General features: G+C 44.3%; 16 protein-coding genes. 13 read left to right on the top strand and 3 right to left on the bottom strand.

What is annotated here, in order from left to right:
* Nucleotides 1-140 precede the first annotated feature (140 nt).
* Nucleotides 141-1,151: a hypothetical protein gene (locus FNC98_RS09105; protein WP_143580931.1), complete on the top strand. Its 1,011-nt coding sequence runs from the start codon at nucleotides 141-143 to the stop codon at nucleotides 1,149-1,151.
* Here FNC98_RS09105 and FNC98_RS09100 read toward each other — a convergent pair.
* Nucleotides 1,148-1,534 carry an ACT domain-containing protein gene (locus FNC98_RS09100; RefSeq protein WP_143580930.1) on the bottom strand — a complete coding sequence of 129 codons (387 nt, stop codon included), beginning with the start codon at nucleotides 1,532-1,534 and terminating at the stop codon, nucleotides 1,148-1,150. The genes FNC98_RS09105 and FNC98_RS09100 overlap by 4 nt on opposite strands.
* Before the next feature lie 423 nt (nucleotides 1,535-1,957).
* Here FNC98_RS09100 and yfbV point away from each other — a divergent pair, with 423 nt between their 5' ends.
* Nucleotides 1,958-2,395, top strand: a complete 438-nt coding sequence (gene yfbV / locus FNC98_RS09095; protein ID WP_143580929.1) for a terminus macrodomain insulation protein YfbV — start codon at nucleotides 1,958-1,960, stop codon at nucleotides 2,393-2,395.
* 48 nt (nucleotides 2,396-2,443) lie between these two features.
* On the opposite strand, the gene rlmA is transcribed toward yfbV, so the two are convergent.
* Complete coding sequence (gene rlmA / locus FNC98_RS09090; RefSeq protein ID WP_144035519.1) at nucleotides 2,444-3,262, bottom strand: 23S rRNA (guanine(745)-N(1))-methyltransferase; 819 nt, start codon at nucleotides 3,260-3,262, stop codon at nucleotides 2,444-2,446.
* A 17-nt stretch (nucleotides 3,263-3,279) separates the two neighbouring features.
* On the bottom strand, nucleotides 3,280-4,089 hold the full coding sequence (gene xthA, locus FNC98_RS09085; RefSeq protein ID WP_143580928.1) for an exodeoxyribonuclease III: 810 nt from the start codon (nucleotides 4,087-4,089) through the stop codon (nucleotides 3,280-3,282).
* A gap of 250 nt (nucleotides 4,090-4,339) precedes the next feature.
* Between xthA and FNC98_RS09080 the strand changes: the two genes are divergently transcribed.
* From FNC98_RS09080 to yegS, 11 genes are all read left to right on the top strand, one after another.
* Nucleotides 4,340-5,968 carry a TldD/PmbA family protein gene (locus FNC98_RS09080; RefSeq protein WP_143580927.1) on the top strand — a complete coding sequence of 543 codons (1,629 nt, stop codon included), beginning with the start codon at nucleotides 4,340-4,342 and terminating at the stop codon, nucleotides 5,966-5,968.
* Between the two features lie 39 nt (nucleotides 5,969-6,007).
* Nucleotides 6,008-7,342 carry a TldD/PmbA family protein gene (locus FNC98_RS09075; RefSeq protein ID WP_143580926.1) on the top strand — a complete coding sequence of 445 codons (1,335 nt, stop codon included), beginning with the start codon at nucleotides 6,008-6,010 and terminating at the stop codon, nucleotides 7,340-7,342.
* 112 nt (nucleotides 7,343-7,454) lie between these two features.
* Nucleotides 7,455-8,111, top strand: a complete 657-nt coding sequence (locus FNC98_RS09070; protein ID WP_260680655.1) for a DUF4159 domain-containing protein — start codon at nucleotides 7,455-7,457, stop codon at nucleotides 8,109-8,111.
* A 42-nt stretch (nucleotides 8,112-8,153) separates the two neighbouring features.
* Nucleotides 8,154-9,182: an AAA family ATPase gene (locus FNC98_RS09065; RefSeq protein ID WP_260680330.1), complete on the top strand. Its 1,029-nt coding sequence runs from the start codon at nucleotides 8,154-8,156 to the stop codon at nucleotides 9,180-9,182.
* Nucleotides 9,183-9,200: 18 nt separating this feature from the next.
* Nucleotides 9,201-10,097 carry a DUF58 domain-containing protein gene (locus FNC98_RS09060; protein WP_143580924.1) on the top strand — a complete coding sequence of 299 codons (897 nt, stop codon included), beginning with the start codon at nucleotides 9,201-9,203 and terminating at the stop codon, nucleotides 10,095-10,097.
* 6 nt (nucleotides 10,098-10,103) lie between these two features.
* The gene (locus FNC98_RS09055; RefSeq protein ID WP_143580923.1) at nucleotides 10,104-11,828 is read left to right on the top strand and encodes a BatA domain-containing protein; all 1,725 of its coding nucleotides are present in this window, start codon (nucleotides 10,104-10,106) and stop codon (nucleotides 11,826-11,828) included.
* Nucleotides 11,815-14,433: a hypothetical protein gene (locus FNC98_RS09050; RefSeq protein ID WP_143580922.1), complete on the top strand. Its 2,619-nt coding sequence runs from the start codon at nucleotides 11,815-11,817 to the stop codon at nucleotides 14,431-14,433. The genes FNC98_RS09055 and FNC98_RS09050 overlap by 14 nt, the downstream gene beginning before the upstream one ends.
* Complete coding sequence (locus FNC98_RS09045) at nucleotides 14,433-16,682, top strand: hypothetical protein (RefSeq protein ID WP_143580921.1); 2,250 nt, start codon at nucleotides 14,433-14,435, stop codon at nucleotides 16,680-16,682. The genes FNC98_RS09050 and FNC98_RS09045 overlap by 1 nt, the downstream gene beginning before the upstream one ends.
* Nucleotides 16,683-16,780: 98 nt before the next feature.
* Complete coding sequence (locus FNC98_RS09040) at nucleotides 16,781-17,497, top strand: winged helix-turn-helix domain-containing protein (protein ID WP_143580920.1); 717 nt, start codon at nucleotides 16,781-16,783, stop codon at nucleotides 17,495-17,497.
* A gap of 3 nt (nucleotides 17,498-17,500) precedes the next feature.
* A complete protein-coding gene (locus FNC98_RS09035) occupies nucleotides 17,501-18,817 on the top strand; it encodes an ATP-binding protein (RefSeq protein ID WP_143580919.1) in 1,317 nt (438 codons plus the stop codon).
* Entirely contained in the window at nucleotides 18,817-19,728 is a 912-nt protein-coding gene (gene yegS, locus FNC98_RS09030) for a lipid kinase YegS (protein WP_185967917.1), read from the top strand. The genes FNC98_RS09035 and yegS overlap by 1 nt, the downstream gene beginning before the upstream one ends.
* The last annotated feature ends 324 nt before the right edge of the window (nucleotides 19,729-20,052 follow it).

Here is a 20,052-nt window from a genome sequence, read left to right as displayed (position 1 = left end):
ATTTGTAGAAATGTCCATATTTTATACCTGAAGAATATTGTAACTTGCTGTTTATTAAGTTTTTATTGTTGCTGCTATTAAGTTTTTCGTAGTTTTATGGCCCCCAATGGACTGTGAACATGATGACATTAAGGAAAATAATGAAAACATTTAAACATGCTTTGGCGCCTGTCGCGCTATTATCCTCTTTGCCGCTAGCGATTTCGGCTAACGCAGAAGAATCTACTTCTTCCAGTTTTCAACATCAATTGAGTTATCACAATGTTAGTAGTGGGTTTAGCTCTCTCTTTGAATCTGATAACACTCAGGTGATTAACTACCGGTATTATTTTGATCAGGTCTCAACCGAAACGGTCCCCGTTGCTCTTGTTAATCAGTTAGCGAAGAAGAGTTACATCAATGGTTCATGGATGGACAAGCTGTCTGATAAATACTCCGGCTTATCAGGAGAATACATCATTGATGACAATTGGTTTATCGGGGGACAGCTTAGTTATTTTGACACCAAGGATCACTGGAACGGCCAAGAAGCTGGAGCGTTGAGCTATCGAATCAACGGCGGATATTATTTTGGCGATTACACCAAAATTAATGTAGCTGTAGATTATCTTGAAGATGACGATCGAAGTTCTGAAGCAGGCGCTGAAGGCGAATATTTACGCACAATTCTTCTTGCGCCAGGTGGACCTTATCGAGAACGCCTTAGAGGGCTTAGTGGTATCGCATCAAATTCTTTAAGCCTGGCCGATACTCTTTATTTCGAATCCGGCAAATCGAAATCCTATATTTATAGTGTCGAAGCGAGTCATTATTTAAAACTGAGTGAACAACAAGGTATTAACTTCTCGGGCATGTTCCGATATTACGATATTACTTCCCAATCTGTGGAGCGTGTATTCGGTGAGCTCGAGTTTAGTAGTTCCCACGATGAATTCGGCGTGTCAGCGGACTGGTTTATCACCCAACGCTGGCATCTTGGTGTAGGTTATCATACGATTGAAATTGGCGACTATGACCGATTTGAAGACTACCTGCTTCAAACCGGATATCACTATCAATTTAGCAACGGCATCTATTTAGGCGCGGATTACGTTTATGACATCGAACACAGTCATGAACTGATCTATTTAAACGTAGGCTGGCGTTTCTAGGGTTGGATCACCATGTAGCCGTCAGCACGCAAGGCGTTGATGGCTTGCTGCACTTTATCCTGCTTAATTAAAATGTAATCGGTATCGAAAGTTGATATTGCAAAAATACTGATTTGTTCAGCCGCAAGTACGCCGGATATATTTGACATAATACCGGTTAATGAAAAACCCAGCGGCCCTAACACTTCCAAAGCCCGCCAATCGTTCTCTACTTCCTGACTATCCAATGCCACCGTATTGGGAACGACAACCGATAGTTCTTCGTAAGTTTTGGCGATGAAAAATACGGAGGCAGAGAACACCTCGTTTGGGATAGGGGAGTCTTGTTCGAAACTGTGAATGCTGAACAATTCGTCCAGTAACTCTAGGGTTTGTTTTGTCATGATAATAAGCTAGGGCGCAACAATGCATTAATTGTTTCTGGATTGCAGAGGAAATGCAACTGAACTTTTTATTAACGGTTACGTACTTGTTAGTTGAGATGGTAATTATCCACATCTACTGTGGGTAGACTTGTGAACAAGCTATGGTATAACTCGTAAGCTGTTGGTTTAGTTGGTTTTATCCTGTTGATTGCAATTCGTACAAATGATTACAACTGTCATCTTCATTAGATTTATCCACAAAATCGTGAATAAATTCGGACGGTGACAAGGCTTTTCAGGCGAATTTATCTCGCTATCAACAGGTTAAGGTGCAACTATTTATCAACTTTATCTGTCATATCATGTACTATTAAAGGTAATGATGGGGGCCAACTCGGAGCCTCATCTTGATTTCCGACCGCAATTTTCAGTGAATGGGTGATGATGAATAGTAGCTTAATGCAGCAGCTCAAATTGGGAAATGAGTACGTGAATCTTTGGCCTCAAAGAGCCGAACTAGGACGCTATTTCTCTCAATATCAGGGGGTCGTGGCGACGCGATTTACCAAGAAGTATTGTTTGCCATTAGCAATCCTGGTGATGCTAATTCCCATTATGGCGTTTGGTAGCGAGTTTTTGAACACCACATCTGTTTACGCGTTATTTATCGCTTCATTGCCTGCGCAAGCCCTGTTGTTCATGGCGAAGCAATCGAAGCAATCACTACCTCCTTCTTTGGCTTCCTGGTACATGCAGGGTGTTGAGCGCATTCAGCAAAGTGCTACGAAAGAGCCAGCAGTGAAATTCAAGAAAGTGAAACCAAGTTTTATGGACTTGGCAAAATTATTGGATTATTCCTACAAAACGATGAAGCATTAAACCTTAGCGTTTCATCGTTGTTCTACTCACGCCCTGTTTTCCAAAACTTTACTCGGTTCGCTTGAACAAGCGGATGATAAAGTCTGTATCACAAATGAAAGTCGGATTGTTTTCTAACGACTGAGTCAGCGCCTCTGAGGTTTTAAAGGCAAATGGCGTCATCGATAACAAGTTAAATCTATCCTCCACAGGTTCCAAATCCATTTCATATGCAAGGTGATTTTCTTCAATAAGCTCAAAACCTGGCATCTGCACCATGGTTTCATCATGCTCCTGCGGGGTTCGGTAAATTAACGATTTCAACTGCCACAAATGTCGTTTTCCGGGAGATACCACCAGCAGATAACCGTCTTTCTTAATGACGCGATGAAACTCAGTTACTTTAATTGGCGCATATATCGAATAAGCCCAGTCAATACTCTCATCCTCGAAGGGGAGTTGGGCAACCGAACCCACACTAAAATGACAATCCTTGTATTTCTTGGCAGCGATACGAATGGCATTTTTGGCGATATCCATACCGTAAACCCGGGTTTTATCAGACTTATGAGCACTGGTGTAATAACCTTCGCCGCAACCGATATCAACAACATTACCGCTTTTATCTTGAGCATATTGTTGATAGCTGTTGATCAACTTATCCCGCAACGGCAGATAGTAATCTTTTTCCAAAAATGCCCGGCGCGCATTAACCATCTGTTTGTTATCACCAGGATCTTTAGAGTGTTTGAACTGCACGGGTAATAGATTGACATAACCCTCTTTGGCCATGTCAAAGCTATGATTGTTACTGCACTTGAAGGTTCTATCCTGCAGGTGCAGTGAGGTTTTGCACAGTGGACAAAGATACTCGGCGTCGGTTGGCATCACAGTCTTACTTCCAATTAGTTCTCGAATGTTGCCCAGATAGGCGCATGATCTGACGGTTTTTCAATGCCGCGCAGTTCATAATCGATATCTGACTCTACACATTTTGCTGCAAGAGCAGGCGTTGCTAACACAACATCAATACGCAGGCCTCGGTTATCGTCAAAACCACGGGAGCGATAATCGAACCATGAGTAACGCTCGGTTGCTTCTGGCGTTAGTTGACGGAAGGTATCGACAAACCCCCAGTCTAGCAGGGTAGCCAACCATTCTCTTTCTTCCGGTTGAAAGCTACATTTGCCGGTTTTTAACCAGCGCTTACGATTTACTTCGCCAATACCGATATCTAAATCTGTTGGTGAGATGTTGATATCACCCATCACCACGATTTGTTCTGAATTGTCATGGTTCTCATTTAAATGAGTCATCAAATCTTTGTAAAACTGGCGCTTGTAAGGAAATTTGGTTTCATGGCTAATGTTATCGCCTTGCGGAAAATAGCCATTCATCACAGTAACGTCGTTGCCATTATCATCTTCCGTGGTAACGGTGATCATCCGACGTTGTGATTCTTCGGTATCAGTAGCAAAGCCTTTCAGTACTTTTTTCGCCGGCTTTTTACAAAGCATGGCAACACCGTAGTGGGCTTTTTGGCCATGGAAGTAAACGTGATAGCCCATGGCTTCAACATCTGCCAATGGGAATGCTTCATCATGCACCTTGATTTCCTGCAGACCAATCACGTCTGGTTGGTGCTTATCGATGAGCGCCTGCAACTGATGTAAACGTGCTCGTAGCCCATTGATATTAAATGAAACAATTTTCATAAACTTATTTCCCTGAATGCTCATTTTAAAACTGGCGGCAATCATAGCACGGGGCCTGTCGCAACTAAAGAAGTGAGAAATGGCAAAGGATTTAAATTGTTACATTCAGTTACAATCTTGAAAAAATAGTATTAATGGCTGGTAACATTTTGCTATAAAGTATCAAGGCTAATCGACCTTTATAGTCAGGGTTTTGATCCCTCGACTGATTAAAAAGGTAACTAAAACAGATAGATCAGAGGAAGAATTGATGCAAAGACGTGACTTTATCAAGCTCGGCGGTGTCGGTATGGGGGCTCTAACCCTGCCACTGTCTGGCGTTGCGGTATCGGCAGAACAGCTTTTAGATAAACCCATGGATGTGGCTTACAAGAAAAAGTTAGCCGACATCGCACTAAATGCAGCGAAAGCCAAGGGTGCTACTTACGCTGATGCCCGTATTGGTCGTTATTTGAACCAATTTGTTACCACCAAAGAGCGTGTGGTTGATAACATTGTAAATACAGAGTCAGCCGGTATTGGTATTCGCGTCATCGCCAACGGTACCTGGGGCTTTGCATCAACTTCTAACATGACACCAGATAGCATTGCTAAAACCGCAGAACAAGCGGTTGCGGTTGCCATGGCAAACTCTAAGTTTCAGACCGCGCCTGTACAACTGGCACCGGTTAAAGGTGTTGGCGATGTAAGCTGGCAAACGCCTATCAAGAAAAATGCCTTTGAAGTACCAATCAAAGACAAAGTCGACTTATTACTCTCCGTAAATGACGCGGCGCTAACCAATGGCGCTAACTACATTACCTCGATTTTATTCCTGGTTAATGAGCAAAAATACTTTGCATCCACAGACGGTTCTTACATTGATCAGGATGTACATCGTTTATGGGCACCATTTTTTGCCACCGCTGTCGGTAAAAGTGGTTTTAAACAACGTGCGGCATTGGGTAACCCAGTGGGCATGGGTTTTGAATACCTTGACGGTCGCAAAGAAGACAAGATTGAAATTGCCGGTGCAGGTATTGGCTACAAGAACTCGTACGACATGGTTGAAGATGCTGCCGCCGCCGGTAAGCAGCTACAGGCTAAATTGAAAGCTAAATCGGTTGAACCAGGTAAATACGATCTGGTACTGGATCCGGCACACTTGATGTTAACCATTCATGAATCGGTTGGTCACCCGCTAGAGCTTGACCGAGTTCTTGGTTATGAGGCGAACTTTGCTGGTACCAGTTTCGCAACCTTAGATAAATGGCGCAGTGGTAAGTTCCAGTACGGTTCAGATATCGTTAACCTGTTTGCTGATAAAACTCAGGAAGGTTCGTTAGGTCATGTCGCCTATGATGATGAAGGGGTTAAAACCAAAGAGTGGGATCTGGTTAAAGATGGTGTCCTCGTAAACTATCAGGCAACCCGTGATCAGGTTCATATGATTGACCAAAAAGAATCACATGGCTGCTGTTATTCGCAAAGCTGGCGCGATGTCCAGTTCCAGCGTATGCCTAATGTTTCTTTAAAACCTAATGAAAAAGATCTTTCTGCAGATGACGTCATTAAAGACGTTGAGAATGGCATCTTTATTGCTGGTCGTGGCTCATTCTCCATTGACCAACAACGTTATAACTTCCAGTTCGGCGGTCAGTTATTCTTCGAAATTAAAGACGGTAAGATTACTGAGCAGATTGAAGACGTGGCGTATCAGTCAAATACTCAACAGTTCTGGAATTCCTGTGCCCAACTAGCCGGTAAGTCTGATTATCGTCTTGGTGGTTCATTCTTTGATGGTAAGGGACAACCGTCCCAGGTTAGTGCCGTATCCCACGGTTGCCCAACCACACGCTTTAATAACATCAATGTAATCAACACGGCCCGTAAGGTTTAACCTCGGCCCTGACGACGAACTACTGTAAGGAATATGTCCATGACAATTTTAACAGAACAAAAGGCAAAAGAATTGCTGACTAAAGTCATCGGGTTTTCAAAGGCCGATGAAATAGAATGTAACCTGAATGGTCAGGTTGGCGGTAACATCCGTTATGCCCGTAACACCGTATCCACGGCGGGTGAGCAAAGTGATTTGGTGCTTGCGGTACAGTCCTCTTTTGGTAAGCGTACTGGTGTAGCAACCATTAATGAATTCGATGATGCCTCGTTGCAGAAAGTGGTACAGCGCTCTGAAGAATTGGCAAAACTTGCTCCGGAAAACCCTGAGCATATGCCAGTATTTGGGAAGCAAAAGTACCTGGAATCAAAAACTTACTTTGATTCAACGGCAAATGTAACGCCAGCGGATCGTGCTCAGGCTGCCGATGATTCCATTCAACCTTCGAAGAAGAGTAAATTGGTATCTTCCGGCTTTTTGGAGGAGACGGTTGGCTTTGCTGCGATCATGAACAACAAAGGTCTGTTCGCTTATAACAAATCTTCAAACGTCGATTTCTCGGTAACCATTCGTACCGAAGATGGCAAAGGTTCTGGCTGGGCAACCCGTGATTATACCGATTACGCCTTGATGGATACCAAGAAAGCTTCAGAAATTGCCATTCAAAAAGCCATGGATTCGGTGGATGCAAAAGAGCTGGAGCCAGGTAAATACACGGTAATCTTAGAGCCAGCCGCGAGCGTTGGTTTGTTAGGCAATATGATGAACGCTTTCGATCAACGTAGTGCCGATGAAGGTCGAAGCTTCTTGAGCAATAAGCTGAAAGAAGGCGAGGAAGGGCCGAAGAATAAACTTGGTCAGAAAATGTTTGATGAGCGAGTAAATATCTATTCCGACCCTCAACACGAGATTGCGCCAACGGCACCATTTGCTGGTAATGGCCATGCATTACAACGCATGGACTGGGTAAAAGATGGCGTTATTGCCAATATGCCAAACTCTCCATTCTGGGCGAAGAAAAGTGGCAAGGACTATGTGCCTAGCCCTAATGGCTACATCATGGAAGGTGGTAACGAATCTCTTGAAGATATGATCAAAAATACCCGTCGCGGTATTTTAGTGACCCGTCTTTGGTACATTCGTCCGCTGGATCCGCAAACCTTGCTTTATACCGGTTTGACCCGTGACGGAACCTTCTATATTGAAAATGGTAAAATTAAGTATCCAATTAAGAACTTCCGTTTCAACGAAAGTCCGATTGTGATGCTAAACAACATCGAAGCGCTTGGTGAACCGCAGCGTATCAATGGCAGCATGGTGCCGCCAATGAAGATCCGCGACTTTACCTTCAGTAGCTTATCCGATGCCGTATAAGGTTTATTAATAAACCGACTAATTAGCGCCAGCATTTGCTGGCGCTTATGCCTGTTAAAGAGCAATGAATAAACGACAATTTCTGCTTTCTATTTCTTCCCTCGCGGCCTCAATGGCGTTGCCGAAAATCGCCTTTGCCCAAGCCAATGACGAAAAATACGATTTTTTCTTTACCCGCTTAAGCTATGAATCCGGAAATTGGGAAGTGGATGAGCGGATGCCCGCCAACATATTAAATTCGCTCATTGAATACACCAGTTTGCGGGTCGACTTGCGAGAGCGGGTTATTCCTTTGTCTGATCCGCAAATGTTGCAATCACCGTTCTGCTATTTGTCAGGACATCGACTGGTGCAGTTTACGCCACAGGAAGCGGATCACTTCAAACGTTATGTAGAGCAGGGTGGTTTTGTCTTTGTCGATGATTGTAATCATGACATCGACGGCATGTTTGCCCGTAGTTTTGAGCGCCAGATGGCCCAACTTTTTGGTGACGAAGCGCTACATAAAATCGCCAACGACCACCCCATATATTCGAGCTTTTTTGAATTTGACGGACCGCCAAGAACGTCAGTTGAACTCAATGGCTGGGGCGATGATCTGGTTCACAATTATTTAAAGGCAATCGTAATTAACGGCCGCATCGGTGTGTTGTATTCAAACAAAGATTTTGGTTGTGAATGGGATTACGATTTTCGCAATAAACGTTGGCTTAGAGTCGATAACACAAAGTTTGCCGTAAATATCGTTATGTACGCAATGACCGCGTAACTATCAATAACAAAGTTACAGCCAGAAGGTACAGGAACAAGAATGACTATAGAAACTGCGACATTGCCAGAAGATATGAATGAGCAGCAAATTCAACAGACTCTGGTGAAACTAGATGAACTTAAACAACAACTATCCAAGGTTATCGTTGGTCAGCATCAGGTTATTGACCAGGTGTTGATTGCGTTATTGGCGCAAGGCCACTGTTTGCTGGAAGGGGTTCCTGGTCTGGCTAAAACCTTATTGATTTCGACGCTCGCGAAAACCATGGATCTTGATTTTAACCGGGTGCAGTTTACCCCGGACTTAATGCCTTCAGACATAATCGGCACCGAGATCTTAGAAACCGATCATGCCAGTGGCGATCGTTTCTTTAAATTTCAACAAGGCCCGGTCTTCACGCAAATCCTGTTAGCCGATGAAATTAACCGTACCCCGCCAAAAACTCAATCAGCGTTGTTAGAAGCGATGCAGGAACGCAGTATCTCGTTTGCCGGTAAACACTATGAATTGCCAAAACCATTTTTCGTATTGGCTACACAAAACCCGGTAGAGCAGGCCGGTACCTACAGCTTACCCGAAGCTCAGTTAGACCGATTCTTGCTGTTTGTACGTGTTGCATATCCAAACTTCGATGAAGAGCTGGAAATTCTTAAACGTACAACTGGCAGTGTAAATGCCAATGTCGAGCCAGTTATCAGCCAACAGGATATCTTGTTACTTCAGGCCGTTACCCGAGCGGTCAATATTTCTGAACCTTTAATGTCTTACGCCGCCTCTTTAGTTCAGGGCTCGCGACCTCAATCTTCATCCATTTCCGAGGTTGAACAATATGTCAGCTGGGGCGCAGGACCTCGTGCGAGTCAGGCGCTGGTGTTATGCGCAAAAGCCCATGCTATTTTGCGTGGTGAGTTCTCGGTAACCATGCAGGATATTCAGGCTGTTGCCCGTCCTGTGTTAAGACACCGCCTGGTGTTGAACTTCCAGGCCGAAGCTCAGCGTATTAGTAGTGACGATATCATTCAGGTTCTATTGGATAATACCTCGCAGCCTGAAGCAGCATTGAGCTAGTGAAATAGCATCTGTTTTATGTCGGCATTATTAGATCCACAAATTCTTGCAAAACTTGGTGATTTACCATTAATCGCCAAACGCTTAGCCCATGGTTTTTTGCAAGGGCCACACATGAGCATGATGCGCGGCACCGGTGTCGAATTCAGTCAATATCGCGCTTATGAGCCCGGTGATGATCTCGCAAAATTGGACTGGAAGTTATTTGCCCGTTCCGACAAATACTTTATTCGTCAAGCTGAGCGGGAATCGGATATCAATATACAGTTTATCTGTGACAGCAGCGCTTCAATGTCGATATCCGCTGATGCGGGTGGCACTGACAACGGTATCCGTAAAATTGACTATGCCAGAATGCTGATTGCAACCCTTGCCTATCTTGCTCAGCATCAAGGCGATAGTGTTAGTCTGTCAGCCCGAAATTCAGTGACGCAACTCGATACCTCGATGCAAAACAGTCAGCGACACTTACAGCGTTTGATGATAGCGCTGGCTCAAATTGAATGTCAGGGCCTATTTCCCGGAGACATTCAACAGGATTTATCACGAATTCTCAGTGCCAATATGATCGTACTGGTCACGGATTTTAGTCAGCAAAGCGAAGAAATCGCCGATTTCATTGAAAGCCTGGCGGGTCAAAATCGTGAAGTGATCGTATTTCAGTTACAAAGCCAGCAACAACTCAACTTTGATTATCAGGGGCTGATACGGTTCGAAGACCCGGAAACAGGTCAACACAAGGTATTAAATGCTGAACAGATCAAAGCGGAAGTTTTAAGCCGTCAACAAACCTATTTGCATAATATTGAGCAACGCATGAGCCAACTCGGTATCCATGTTCACCCTTGCATTATTGAGCAGCCGTTAGATGAAACGTTACGGCAGTTTTTGCTTAACCGATTAAAACTGAGGTAGGGTGCTTTGGTTGCTTTCGAGTTATTCAATCTCTATTGGCCACAGCTTTTGTTGGGAATATTTGCCTTAGCTATACCTATTTGGATCCATTGGTTTACTCAGCAAAAACCCAAAACCCAGGCTTTTTCGCAACTAAACCTGTTGCCTGACACCAAACCTCTCGCCCGACAACATATTCAGTTGCAGGAAAAATGGTTGTTTGTACTCCGAAGCCTGCTGGTTTTTGTCACTGTGCTCTTGCTGGCGGGGATGTTTTTTAACGATTCAAAACCAAAATTTTTTCCAAAAGACGTTCATCTGTTGAGTGTTGATTACCTTCAGCAATCCAGTGCTGCCGACATAGAAACGCTGGCAGAGCAGATGCGAAACACACAGAGCATGGCTTTTTTATTGAACCCAGGCTTTAACAACATCTCTGAAACGTCGTTAAGGCAACTTGCCGAGGCTAAAACCAACAATGATGATAAAGCCTGGCTTGAGGATTATCGGCAACAAGCGAATATTGGCACTAATCATCCGGACGCTCATCCGGATAAATATCCTGCGAACCATTGGCAGGGGATAGTGAATTTCATTGAAGCGCTGCAAAGCCAGAAACAATACGCGGAGGTGGAAACGATAACCCTTTATGCGTCCCGGCAATTAGAATATTACCGACAGCAATTAGAGCCAGTTGATATCGCCGTGCAACTAAACTGGCAGTTTGTTGAACCTGCATCTGCAAAAGATAGTTTGGCGAGTTTAACGGCATCAACTGAAAAGCAAGTGGTGATCATTGCCGATGAAAGCAGGAACATCCATGCTCAGTTGCTGCGAGCCGCACTTGGTCAAATTGATAAAGCCGGTCTGGGAACGATCCAAGTTGAATTAATTGTGCCTTCACAATGGCAAGACTTGGTTGATAAAAGTGATGCCGTGAGCGGTATCATTTACTTGCCGGCTTTAGGCAAACAAGGCGCTGGCAATAACGATTCTATCTATGGGATTGTCGATTCGCTGGCCGACATTTTAGCGGATGATGGGTTTTTGCTTTTAGAAGATGCAATAGGCTCATCAACGCAAGCCAATACTATGTCGTTCACCGAGCTTAGCCTTGAACAACAGAAATCTCAGTTTACCGGTATGTTGCTTGAAGACGTGCAAGTTAAAAAGCGGTTAAGCGACGATGGTAACGGTTCGCTGTTCGATGAATATCAACAAATTAATCATTTTCAGCAAAATGTTTGGCAATTGGGCGAGACGACGCTTTTAAGAATTAGCGATGTTGCCCTCACTAAAACCAGCGAAGAGGGCGCAGGTGTATATCAGGACAGAATAAACCTTTGGCAATTCAATAGTCGTTTCCATCCTGAGTGGTCAGGTATTCTTGAGCAAAGACAATTGCCGCATCTACTTTATTTTTTGATGTTCAATCAACGCATTCAACAAAACTTTAACCAAAACTATTTACTACCAGAGCCTTGGTTTCAGCGGTTGAATCAGCCAGCCACCCTAGATAACAAGGCTGTTAATGCTGAATCGCAAGCGACAGAAGAGTTTGCCTCGTTAGCCACAGCGATTGCCAAGCAACAGACCCAACAATTGAATGCAAGCCAAAAATCTCAGTTTCAGTACTGGCAGGATATTCTCGCCTGGATGTTTGCGCTGCTGTTGATTTCAGAGCGGCTTTTCAGTGAATGGCGGGTGAGACGAAGCGTAAAACCGGAGGAGGCAAATTATGATGCCCTCTAGGTTTTTTGATTATTGGTTCGGCAAAGATCTCAGCGTCGACAGACTGCATCAGTTAAGCGATCTCAGCTTTGAGGATTGTGGTGAGATTGCATTTTTGCTTAGACGTTTTCGTCGCCAGCGTTTTTTTCTGGCTCTGGTTTCAGCGATATTACTCGCTTACGGCTGTTATCTGGCATTAGATGTAATCACCAATGTGATTGCAAGCAACGATAAACAGCAATGGTTTTTCGTTGCCAAACCGCTGTTATCCGCGGTTATCGGTTTATCGGCGTTGATATACCTGTTGCGACGCTCACGTTGGACAGAGATTTGTTTTGAAACCTGGCTCGATTATCTGGATAACAAATACGACAGCATGAATCACAGTGGTGACTTGCTCGCCCGACGCAGTGAAAGCTTAAATCCAATCGAGAAACTGCAAAAACAACGAACAAAACAGTTTGTCAGCGGCTTGTTAAACACCCATCAATTTCCTGTTTTACCTGAGGTATTTAACCACCCGAAGAAATCGCAATTTATTGCGCTGCTTGCTGGCGTTACCTTGTTCTCTGTGATTAATGTTTGGCGAACCTCAACATTGCTGGAAAGTAAGTTTGAGGCCGATGTGTCTCACATGCCTTCATCACAGGCGATGCCGTTAAATATTGACGAGTTAACGATTCAAATCGAAGCACCGGTTTATACCGGCATAGGCGGTTATGAAAGCCAAACACCAGCGGTGCAAATCATTGAGGGCTCAAGATTAACCTGGACGTTAACCCTTAATCAGGAAGTTAATGATGCCGTTATCGAATTCAGTGATGGCTCTGAGCTTGCCTTGATTGCCAAAGGCCAGGGCATTTATGAAGCGAGTAAGATTGTCAGCCAAACCCAGACTTACCGATTCAATTTTAAAAATCCTTCCAGTGAACTGTCAGATGAGACGAGTAACAATGTCATTACCGATTATCGCTATACCATAGAAGCTATCAACGATCGGCCGCCTGTTATTCGTGTCGAAACCCCTCAAAAAACCATAACTCAAGTGGACATGAACGCTGAGCCGACCTTGTCTTTAGAAGTTCAGATTTTTGATGATTTCGGATTGGAAAACGCCTATATCCTGGCCTCGATCGCCAAAGGCAGTGGCGAGGCGGTGAAATTCCGCGACTTGCAAATGGAGTTTGATAGCATTGCTTCCTTAACCACTGATAATGCGAACGTTAAAACTCAAACCGAAATCGCGTCCCAGACATTGGATTTTACCTGGCTCAATAATGAGCTTGCCGCTGGCAGTTTTAATCCAATGATGTCTATGCAAGCTGTTAGCGATACGGAAACGTCAAATCGGCAAATACCTCGCTATCAGCTTTTTAAACAATTTGATTTAACGGCGTTGGAAATGGAGCCAGGGGATGAGTTGTATTTTACCGTTGTGGCAACGGATAACCGCAGTCCCGATGGGTTAGAAAACCGTTCTCGAACCTACATCCTGCGTTGGTTGGATGAAGATAATGCCGTGGTTCTCGCCGATGGCATGGTGCTGGATATTTTGCCTGAGTATTTTAAAAGTCAGCGTCAGATCATTATCGAAACCAAGCAGTTAATTGCCGATACCCGGCTGTTAGCAAAAGCGGAATTTAATCATACATCCAAACAATTAGGCTTTGCCCAGGGCGATCTTAAAGTTAAATATGGACAATATCTGGGTGATGAATACGAAGGCTTTGATGAAGGAGGTAGTCATGACTCAGAGCATAGCGACCATGATGATCACGACGATCATGATCACCAATCCCAAAGCGGTGAAGCCGAAGCCATTGATTTAAGTGGTCCGGGTGTTGAACATGGAAATGAAGCGATTGATCACACCGATCATAGTCATGGTCATGGCCACGAAAGCTTTGATGATGGCGGCCTGCGAGCGGAGCAGGATTTATCTGGCGCCAAAGAGTTAATTAGTACCTTTGGTCATGCCCATGAAGGCGCTGACGTTGGCGTGTATAGCGCCCTTGATCCTAAAGCTTTAATGAAAATGGCGTTGTCGTTTATGTGGCAGGCGGAATTGGAATTGATGTTACATCGCCCAGATAAAGCCTTGCCCCATGAAGAGCAGGCTCTGGTGTATCTAACCCGTGCCCAAAAAGCCGATCGTATTTATGTGAAACGCCTGGGATTTGAACCGCCACCAGTAAGTGAAGAGCGTCGCTATCAGGGCGATTTATCAGACATTGAAGATATTAGCGAGCAGCAAGCGGTAGAAATTGATGAAGATGATTTAACGGTTATCTATCAGCAAATGCAGGCGGCAGCTTTGAATCAATGGAATGACGATATCGCCCGTTTGGTTAACCAAGTTCAACAAGTCTTCAATCAAAGATTAGAGCAACAGCCTGAACTTATACGCTTTGTTTCTATGAGTCAGAAATTGCAGGCCGAACAAAGCCTGATGGTGGATAGTTGTGAATCATGTTGGCAGGACATCAAACAAAAGCTTCATCGTATGTTACCAGAATCGGAAAAAAGCCTGTTTCAACGCCGAAGCTTTATATCGGCTGAGTTTTCGCTTGATACTCGAGCTCAAATAAGTGAAACAGATAATCAACAAGGAACAAAACAGCCCTAATGGATATGCGAATTCATTTAACAACAGCGCCAGAACAACAGTATGAGATTGTGTTGCAAAACTCACATTTCCTGCTGCTAGCGGTGCTGATTTTAGGATTTGCTATCAACATTTGGGGCATTATCCGGCAACGCCGACAACACTGGTTGAAAAAGTCCTGGCTGGTACTGCTAAATCTGCTGGTATTTGCTTTGGCGTTATTTTTATTGATGCCTGTTTATCAAGATTCAAGCGGATCTGAAACCGTTAATCATCTCTACACTTCGGGCGTAAACCCGACGCAGGTTAATGAATCCATAAGTTCGCACCCTAAGGATAATCATTGGTTGACCCAGGCGCTTATTGAACATTGGCATCGAGATACTGCTGCCAATTATTCTGTTGAGACTATTGCTCAAAGCAATCGCCTGCAATCTGGGCTCGTTAATGATTTGAGTAATTGGTACTGGCAAAATCAGACACTTGAAGAGTTAGTAGTCCATGGCCATGGATTTACCCAACAACAGTATCAACTGGCAAATATTGAAAACATTCAATACCGCCCAGCGGATTTATCGACGCCCGGGTTTCGCGATCTACAGTGGCGAAAGCAGGTGTATCTTGGCCAAAACTGGAGTTTGAGTGGCCAAATTCAAGGCAAACCATCGGCTTTGTATAATCTCGAGGTTACTGATCCAGGCGGCGAAATTATTGCTCAGGTTAAAGGTTTAAGAGCCAATCAAACATTTTCTACGCAATTACCTGCCGATGTAAGCGGCCATGCTTTGTATCAATTAAGTCTTTATCGAGGTGGCGCTATCGCAGCAAAACCGAAGCTGGGTGAAGATAGTGCTGGCCATGCAGAACACCAACATAAAGAGCCTCAGCATGATGAGCATCAACATGAAGGACATGAGCATACTGAGCATATCCATTTTGGACCGCTGAATCTTGATCACGACCACCAGCAACAACAGCAAGTTGTGGAACCTGAATCGATACAAGAAACGCCGTTGAGCAGTGAACAACTCGCGGTTTCAGTTATCGAAGCGCCTAAGATGACGGTATTGATGATGCAGTCTTCGCCATCTTTTGAGACTCGTCACTTAAAGAATCTTTTGCAACAACAAGAGCATGGCGTAATAACCAGAACCCGGATTAGTCAGGAAAGGTTTTTACTGCAGCATAGTAATCTCGAGCAGGGTTTTGCAGGGGCAGCAACACTATCCGCACAGACAAATCTTTTCGATGCAACAATACTGGCGAATGTTGATGTACTGCTAATCGATGGTCGCATGGTTGAGCAACTTGACATTGCTGAGCGGCAATCGTTACTTGCTGCAATTAAAGCAGGCCTGGGAGTGATTGTGTTGATGGATAATCAAGCCAGCCAAAACGCCTTGCAGCAATTGTCTGGGTTACAAATATTAAAGTCAGACAATCGTAATAAAAAGGTGAGTCCCAATGCCACTGAGTTATATTTTTCCTTAGCGGACGGCAGCCGATTGGCATTTTTAAATCATCAGGCTAATAGATTTGAGTTCGCTTCTGGTCAGAGCCAGATATTGATTGAAAACCCAGCCAGCGAACAGGTCGCGATGTTTGCCCAACAAGGCCAGGGACGAATTACTTTAACCAGTTTGACCAATGCCTATCAATGGCAACTTTCATCAAATCGACAGGACTTTCAGACTTACTGGCAGTATTTGATGCAAGTAAGCGCGCGGGTAAAGGTAACTTCAGAGTTCTTCCCGCAATCGGATGCTGAACTTTTGAGTATCTATGAGAACAATCTATTGTGTGTTTTGATCAACGATTCAACGGCGAACGGCAATAGCTCAGCAGTTGATCCTCAAGGTTACTCTCTTAAAACATTCAATGAAACCGGTGAAGGCCGGACAATTCCGTTAAGAAAAAAACAACCGCATCTGTCGCAATACTGCGGTGTAGATTTTCCTCAACAAACGGGGTGGCAACAATATACGCTTACCAATACCGATGAGACAGTTGCTGAACACTGGCGATACGTTTATCCGCAGTCTGGCTTCAGCGTTCATCGTGACTATCAAAAGCATCTGGCAAGTAAAAACCTTGATGTGACACAAGCGGTCATTAACAAAGATTCCAATTCAAAAGCCAAGGGTTCGGAAAATTATCAACCAATGAATAAATTCTGGATCTGGTTGGCACTGATCATAACCATGGGTTACCTCTGGTTTGAACGAAAGAAGTATTTAACAAAAGCCGCTGAAACCAGAATTTCCTACTAAACTAGTACCTTATCTCAATATATAAATTTACCTGGGCAATATGTCAGGGTTCAGGAATTAAAAAAGACCGTTAAAACATGCGGTTTTAGGAGAAAGGTATGTCAGAAAGTCCAGCCAGTTTAACGAAAATTCTGCTTGTCGAAGATGATCGCCAACTCTCAGATTTAATCAAAGATTTTCTGGTTGCCGAAGATTTCCACGTCAAACAGGAATTTCGCGGCGACACCGTAGAGAAAGTGGTGGAAACATTTTCCCCGGATCTAATCGTCTTAGATGTTATGTTGCCGGGTAAAGACGGCTTTTCCGTTTGCCGCGATCTACGCATGACCTATCAAAACCCTATCTTGATGTTAACCGCCAAAAGCACAGATTTTGATCAGGTACTTGGTTTGGAAATTGGTGCCGATGATTATGTAGCAAAACCTGTGGAACCAAGGGTATTGCTCGCCCGAATCCATGCGTTATTACGAAGAGGGCGGATGGCTCAGGGCGCTCAGGATAAAGGTGAGGTTACCTGCGGAAAACTGTATGTGAATAAGAACTCCCGTCAGGTCATTTTAGACGGGGAAAACATTGAATTAACGTCACAGGAATTTGACTTGCTCTGGCTACTTGCAAATCGTGCTGGCGAAGTTCAGAACCGGGATTACATATACAAAGCCGTTGTAGGACGTGAATACGATGGTATGGACAGAAGTGTTGATGTGCGCATCTCACGACTTCGAAAAAAACTCCACGACTCCAACGAAAGTCCATTTCGAATCAAAACGATTTGGGGACAGGGATATTTGTTTGTGGCTGATGCATGGGATTAATCCATGACGTTAGGTCGTTCCTTTTTTGCGCTTTACTGCCTGATTATTGTTGGATTAGGCGTCCTTAATTGGGTGCTCGATGAATTCTGGAGCATTCAGGTTGAGCAGGACGTAGAATCTTATACGGGTTACAAGACCGTGTTACGGGCCGTTGAAGAAGATCTTCTCGAGCAACCTGTCGATGAATGGGCCGGGATTGTTGAGCAGGCCTCTTTGCGATACGCCTTACCAATGAAAGTCGAAGACCGGGCGAACATTCATTTGATCGCACCGGATTCCAATCACATTGTCTTTGATAACATCAGTGTCTATTACGACGATAAACGCATCACCTTGTTTCATGTTATGGAACAGGAAGATAAGGTGCTGGTATTGGGACCTGTTAAATCGCCAACCCGACCCAGAACCGCAGCGATTATTCGCCTGTTTATTATTCTCACTCTCGGCTTAGTGTTATTTGTCTGGATCTGGCCAATTTCCCGGGATCTCAGCATGTTCGACCGGGCTTTGCAGCAATTTACCCAAGGCAACTTTAACGCCAAAGTTTTAAATACCCGATCATCGGTAATACGTCCGATGGCACAAACCTTTAATAAGATGGCTGGTCGCATTAATTCTCTGGTCACTTCTCACAAAGAACTCACCAATGCTGTTGCCCATGAACTGAGAACCCCGTTGGCGCGCAGCCGATTTTCCCTGGAAGTTTTAAAAGCCGCCCGAGAAGAAACCGATCGGGAAAAATACCTGGAAAATATCAGCAATGATGTCAACGAACTGGAAGTGTTGGTAAAAGAGATGCTGGTATATGCTTCCTTTGAAAACGAGCAACCTAACTTAAGCTTTTCGATGGGGAATCTTACCGAATTACTGCGCCATCAGGTGCATAGTGCTTCATTACATTTTGATGGTTCGATTCATTTAAAACCACCGCAATCTGAACTTCTTATCGAATACGATCCACACTTTTTAAATCGAGCGGTTTCTAATTTGATCGAAAATGCCGTTCGTTACACCAAAGACAAAGTGTTAGTTTCGGTCAGCGCCGATAACCAAATGTGCCAGATATGCGTAGAGGATAATGGCGATGGGGTAGAAGACGAATTTAAAAAAGTGATTTTTGATGCTTTCTCACGATTCGATGAAAGTCGTGGTAAAGATACCGGTGGGCTTGGGCTTGGCCTGGCCATCACTCGAAAAATCATGATCTGGCATCACGGCAATGCAACCATAGAAGATTCCAGTTTGGGTGGCGCAAAATTTATTCTTACCTGGCCTAGAAAACAACAAGGCCAATTGCAAACCTTTGGGGAGGAAATTTAGTGTCTGTACCTCCAAGGTTATTACTTAACGGCAAGAAATCTGGATTAGAATCGGTCCGAGACGCGATTGCTAAATGCCGGGAAGATGCGCAGTTGGATGTCAGAGTCACCTATGAAGGTGGTGATATTGCAAGGTTTGTCGAGGAAGCTGTGGCACAAGGCGTTACCCGCATTATTGCTGGTGGTGGTGATGGCACGGTCAATGAAACCACAGCCGCGTTGATGGCGCTTGATAAAGATCAGCGTCCGGAAATGGGCGTTTTCCCGTTAGGGACTGCCAATGATTTTGCGACCTCTGCAGGCATTGATGAAGACTTAACCAAGGCTTTGCAATTGGCAATGTCTGGCGATGTTTTTTGGGTCGATGTTGCCAAAGCTAATGAGCACTTTTTTATTAACGTTGCCAGTGGTGGCTTTGGTGCACAGGTTACCTCTACCACACCGGTAGCGTTAAAGAATTTTCTCGGTGGCGGTGCTTACACCTTATCTGGCCTCATCCAGGCGGTTAACTTTACACCGTTTCCCGGAACCATCGAGGTTGATGGCGAGGAAGAGGAAGTCAATGTTATTGTCGCTGCGGCTTGCAATGGTCGTCAGGCAGGAGGTGGTCAGCAACTGGCTCCACACGCCTTTATTAATGACGGGTTAATCGATGTCGTCGCAATAAGCGAATTTCCTCCCGAATCGGTATCGGATGTATTTAAAGAGTTGGTTGAGATCCAGGACAAGCCGGAAATGGATGGTAAGTTTGTGCGCCGTATGCAAACCAAAGGGGTTAAATGGTGTGCGAAAGAGACTATGCCGGTAAATCTTGATGGCGAACCAATCAACGAAAAGAACATAGAATTTAGGGTGTTAGCTGGCGAAATACCCATGGTTTTGCCAAGCAACTGCCCGTTATTAAAGTCTTAAACAACGACACTGTTATACCAATCCCATTAAGTTTGTGCACAACTCAGAGTTAGGGCCGAGGTTCATTTACAACATAGATTTTATTGATATAGTCATTCTATATTAATGAAATATAGGGCAGTAAATGGGCCTCTCACTAACTCCCTCCGGGTGAGTTTTAAAGGCATTTATCCTGCGTTACTGATTTTGGCTAATTTTGAGTTAATGGAATAACCATTCTCTGCAATCAAAGCCTTGTCTAAAAGCCTTTAAATTCTCACTGAGTGAGCAATAATTTAATGGGATTGGTATTAATCATACTCCCTCACGCACTGCCACATTGGA

It is taken from the genome of Thalassotalea sp. PS06 (assembly GCF_007197775.1).
GTDB lineage: Bacteria > Pseudomonadota > Gammaproteobacteria > Enterobacterales > Alteromonadaceae > Thalassotalea_A.
This window is presented reverse-complemented; position numbering and strand designations above follow the sequence as displayed.

Coding starts and splice junctions, on each gene's coding strand:
- rlmA (WP_144035519.1), bottom strand. CDS start 3,262: ATGCCAACCGACGCCGAGTATCTTTGTCCACTGTGCAAAACCTCACTG.
- FNC98_RS09060 (WP_143580924.1), top strand. CDS start 9,201: ATGTCGGCATTATTAGATCCACAAATTCTTGCAAAACTTGGTGATTTA.
- FNC98_RS09080 (WP_143580927.1), top strand. CDS start 4,340: ATGCAAAGACGTGACTTTATCAAGCTCGGCGGTGTCGGTATGGGGGCT.
- FNC98_RS09045 (WP_143580921.1), top strand. CDS start 14,433: ATGGATATGCGAATTCATTTAACAACAGCGCCAGAACAACAGTATGAG.
- yfbV (WP_143580929.1), top strand. CDS start 1,958: ATGATGAATAGTAGCTTAATGCAGCAGCTCAAATTGGGAAATGAGTAC.
- FNC98_RS09075 (WP_143580926.1), top strand. CDS start 6,008: ATGACAATTTTAACAGAACAAAAGGCAAAAGAATTGCTGACTAAAGTC.
- FNC98_RS09105 (WP_143580931.1), top strand. CDS start 141: ATGAAAACATTTAAACATGCTTTGGCGCCTGTCGCGCTATTATCCTCT.
- FNC98_RS09040 (WP_143580920.1), top strand. CDS start 16,781: ATGTCAGAAAGTCCAGCCAGTTTAACGAAAATTCTGCTTGTCGAAGAT.
- FNC98_RS09050 (WP_143580922.1), top strand. CDS start 11,815: ATGATGCCCTCTAGGTTTTTTGATTATTGGTTCGGCAAAGATCTCAGC.
- xthA (WP_143580928.1), bottom strand. CDS start 4,089: ATGAAAATTGTTTCATTTAATATCAATGGGCTACGAGCACGTTTACAT.
- FNC98_RS09065 (WP_260680330.1), top strand. CDS start 8,154: ATGACTATAGAAACTGCGACATTGCCAGAAGATATGAATGAGCAGCAA.
- FNC98_RS09100 (WP_143580930.1), bottom strand. CDS start 1,534: ATGACAAAACAAACCCTAGAGTTACTGGACGAATTGTTCAGCATTCAC.
- FNC98_RS09070 (WP_260680655.1), top strand. CDS start 7,455: ATGGCGTTGCCGAAAATCGCCTTTGCCCAAGCCAATGACGAAAAATAC.
- FNC98_RS09035 (WP_143580919.1), top strand. CDS start 17,501: ATGACGTTAGGTCGTTCCTTTTTTGCGCTTTACTGCCTGATTATTGTT.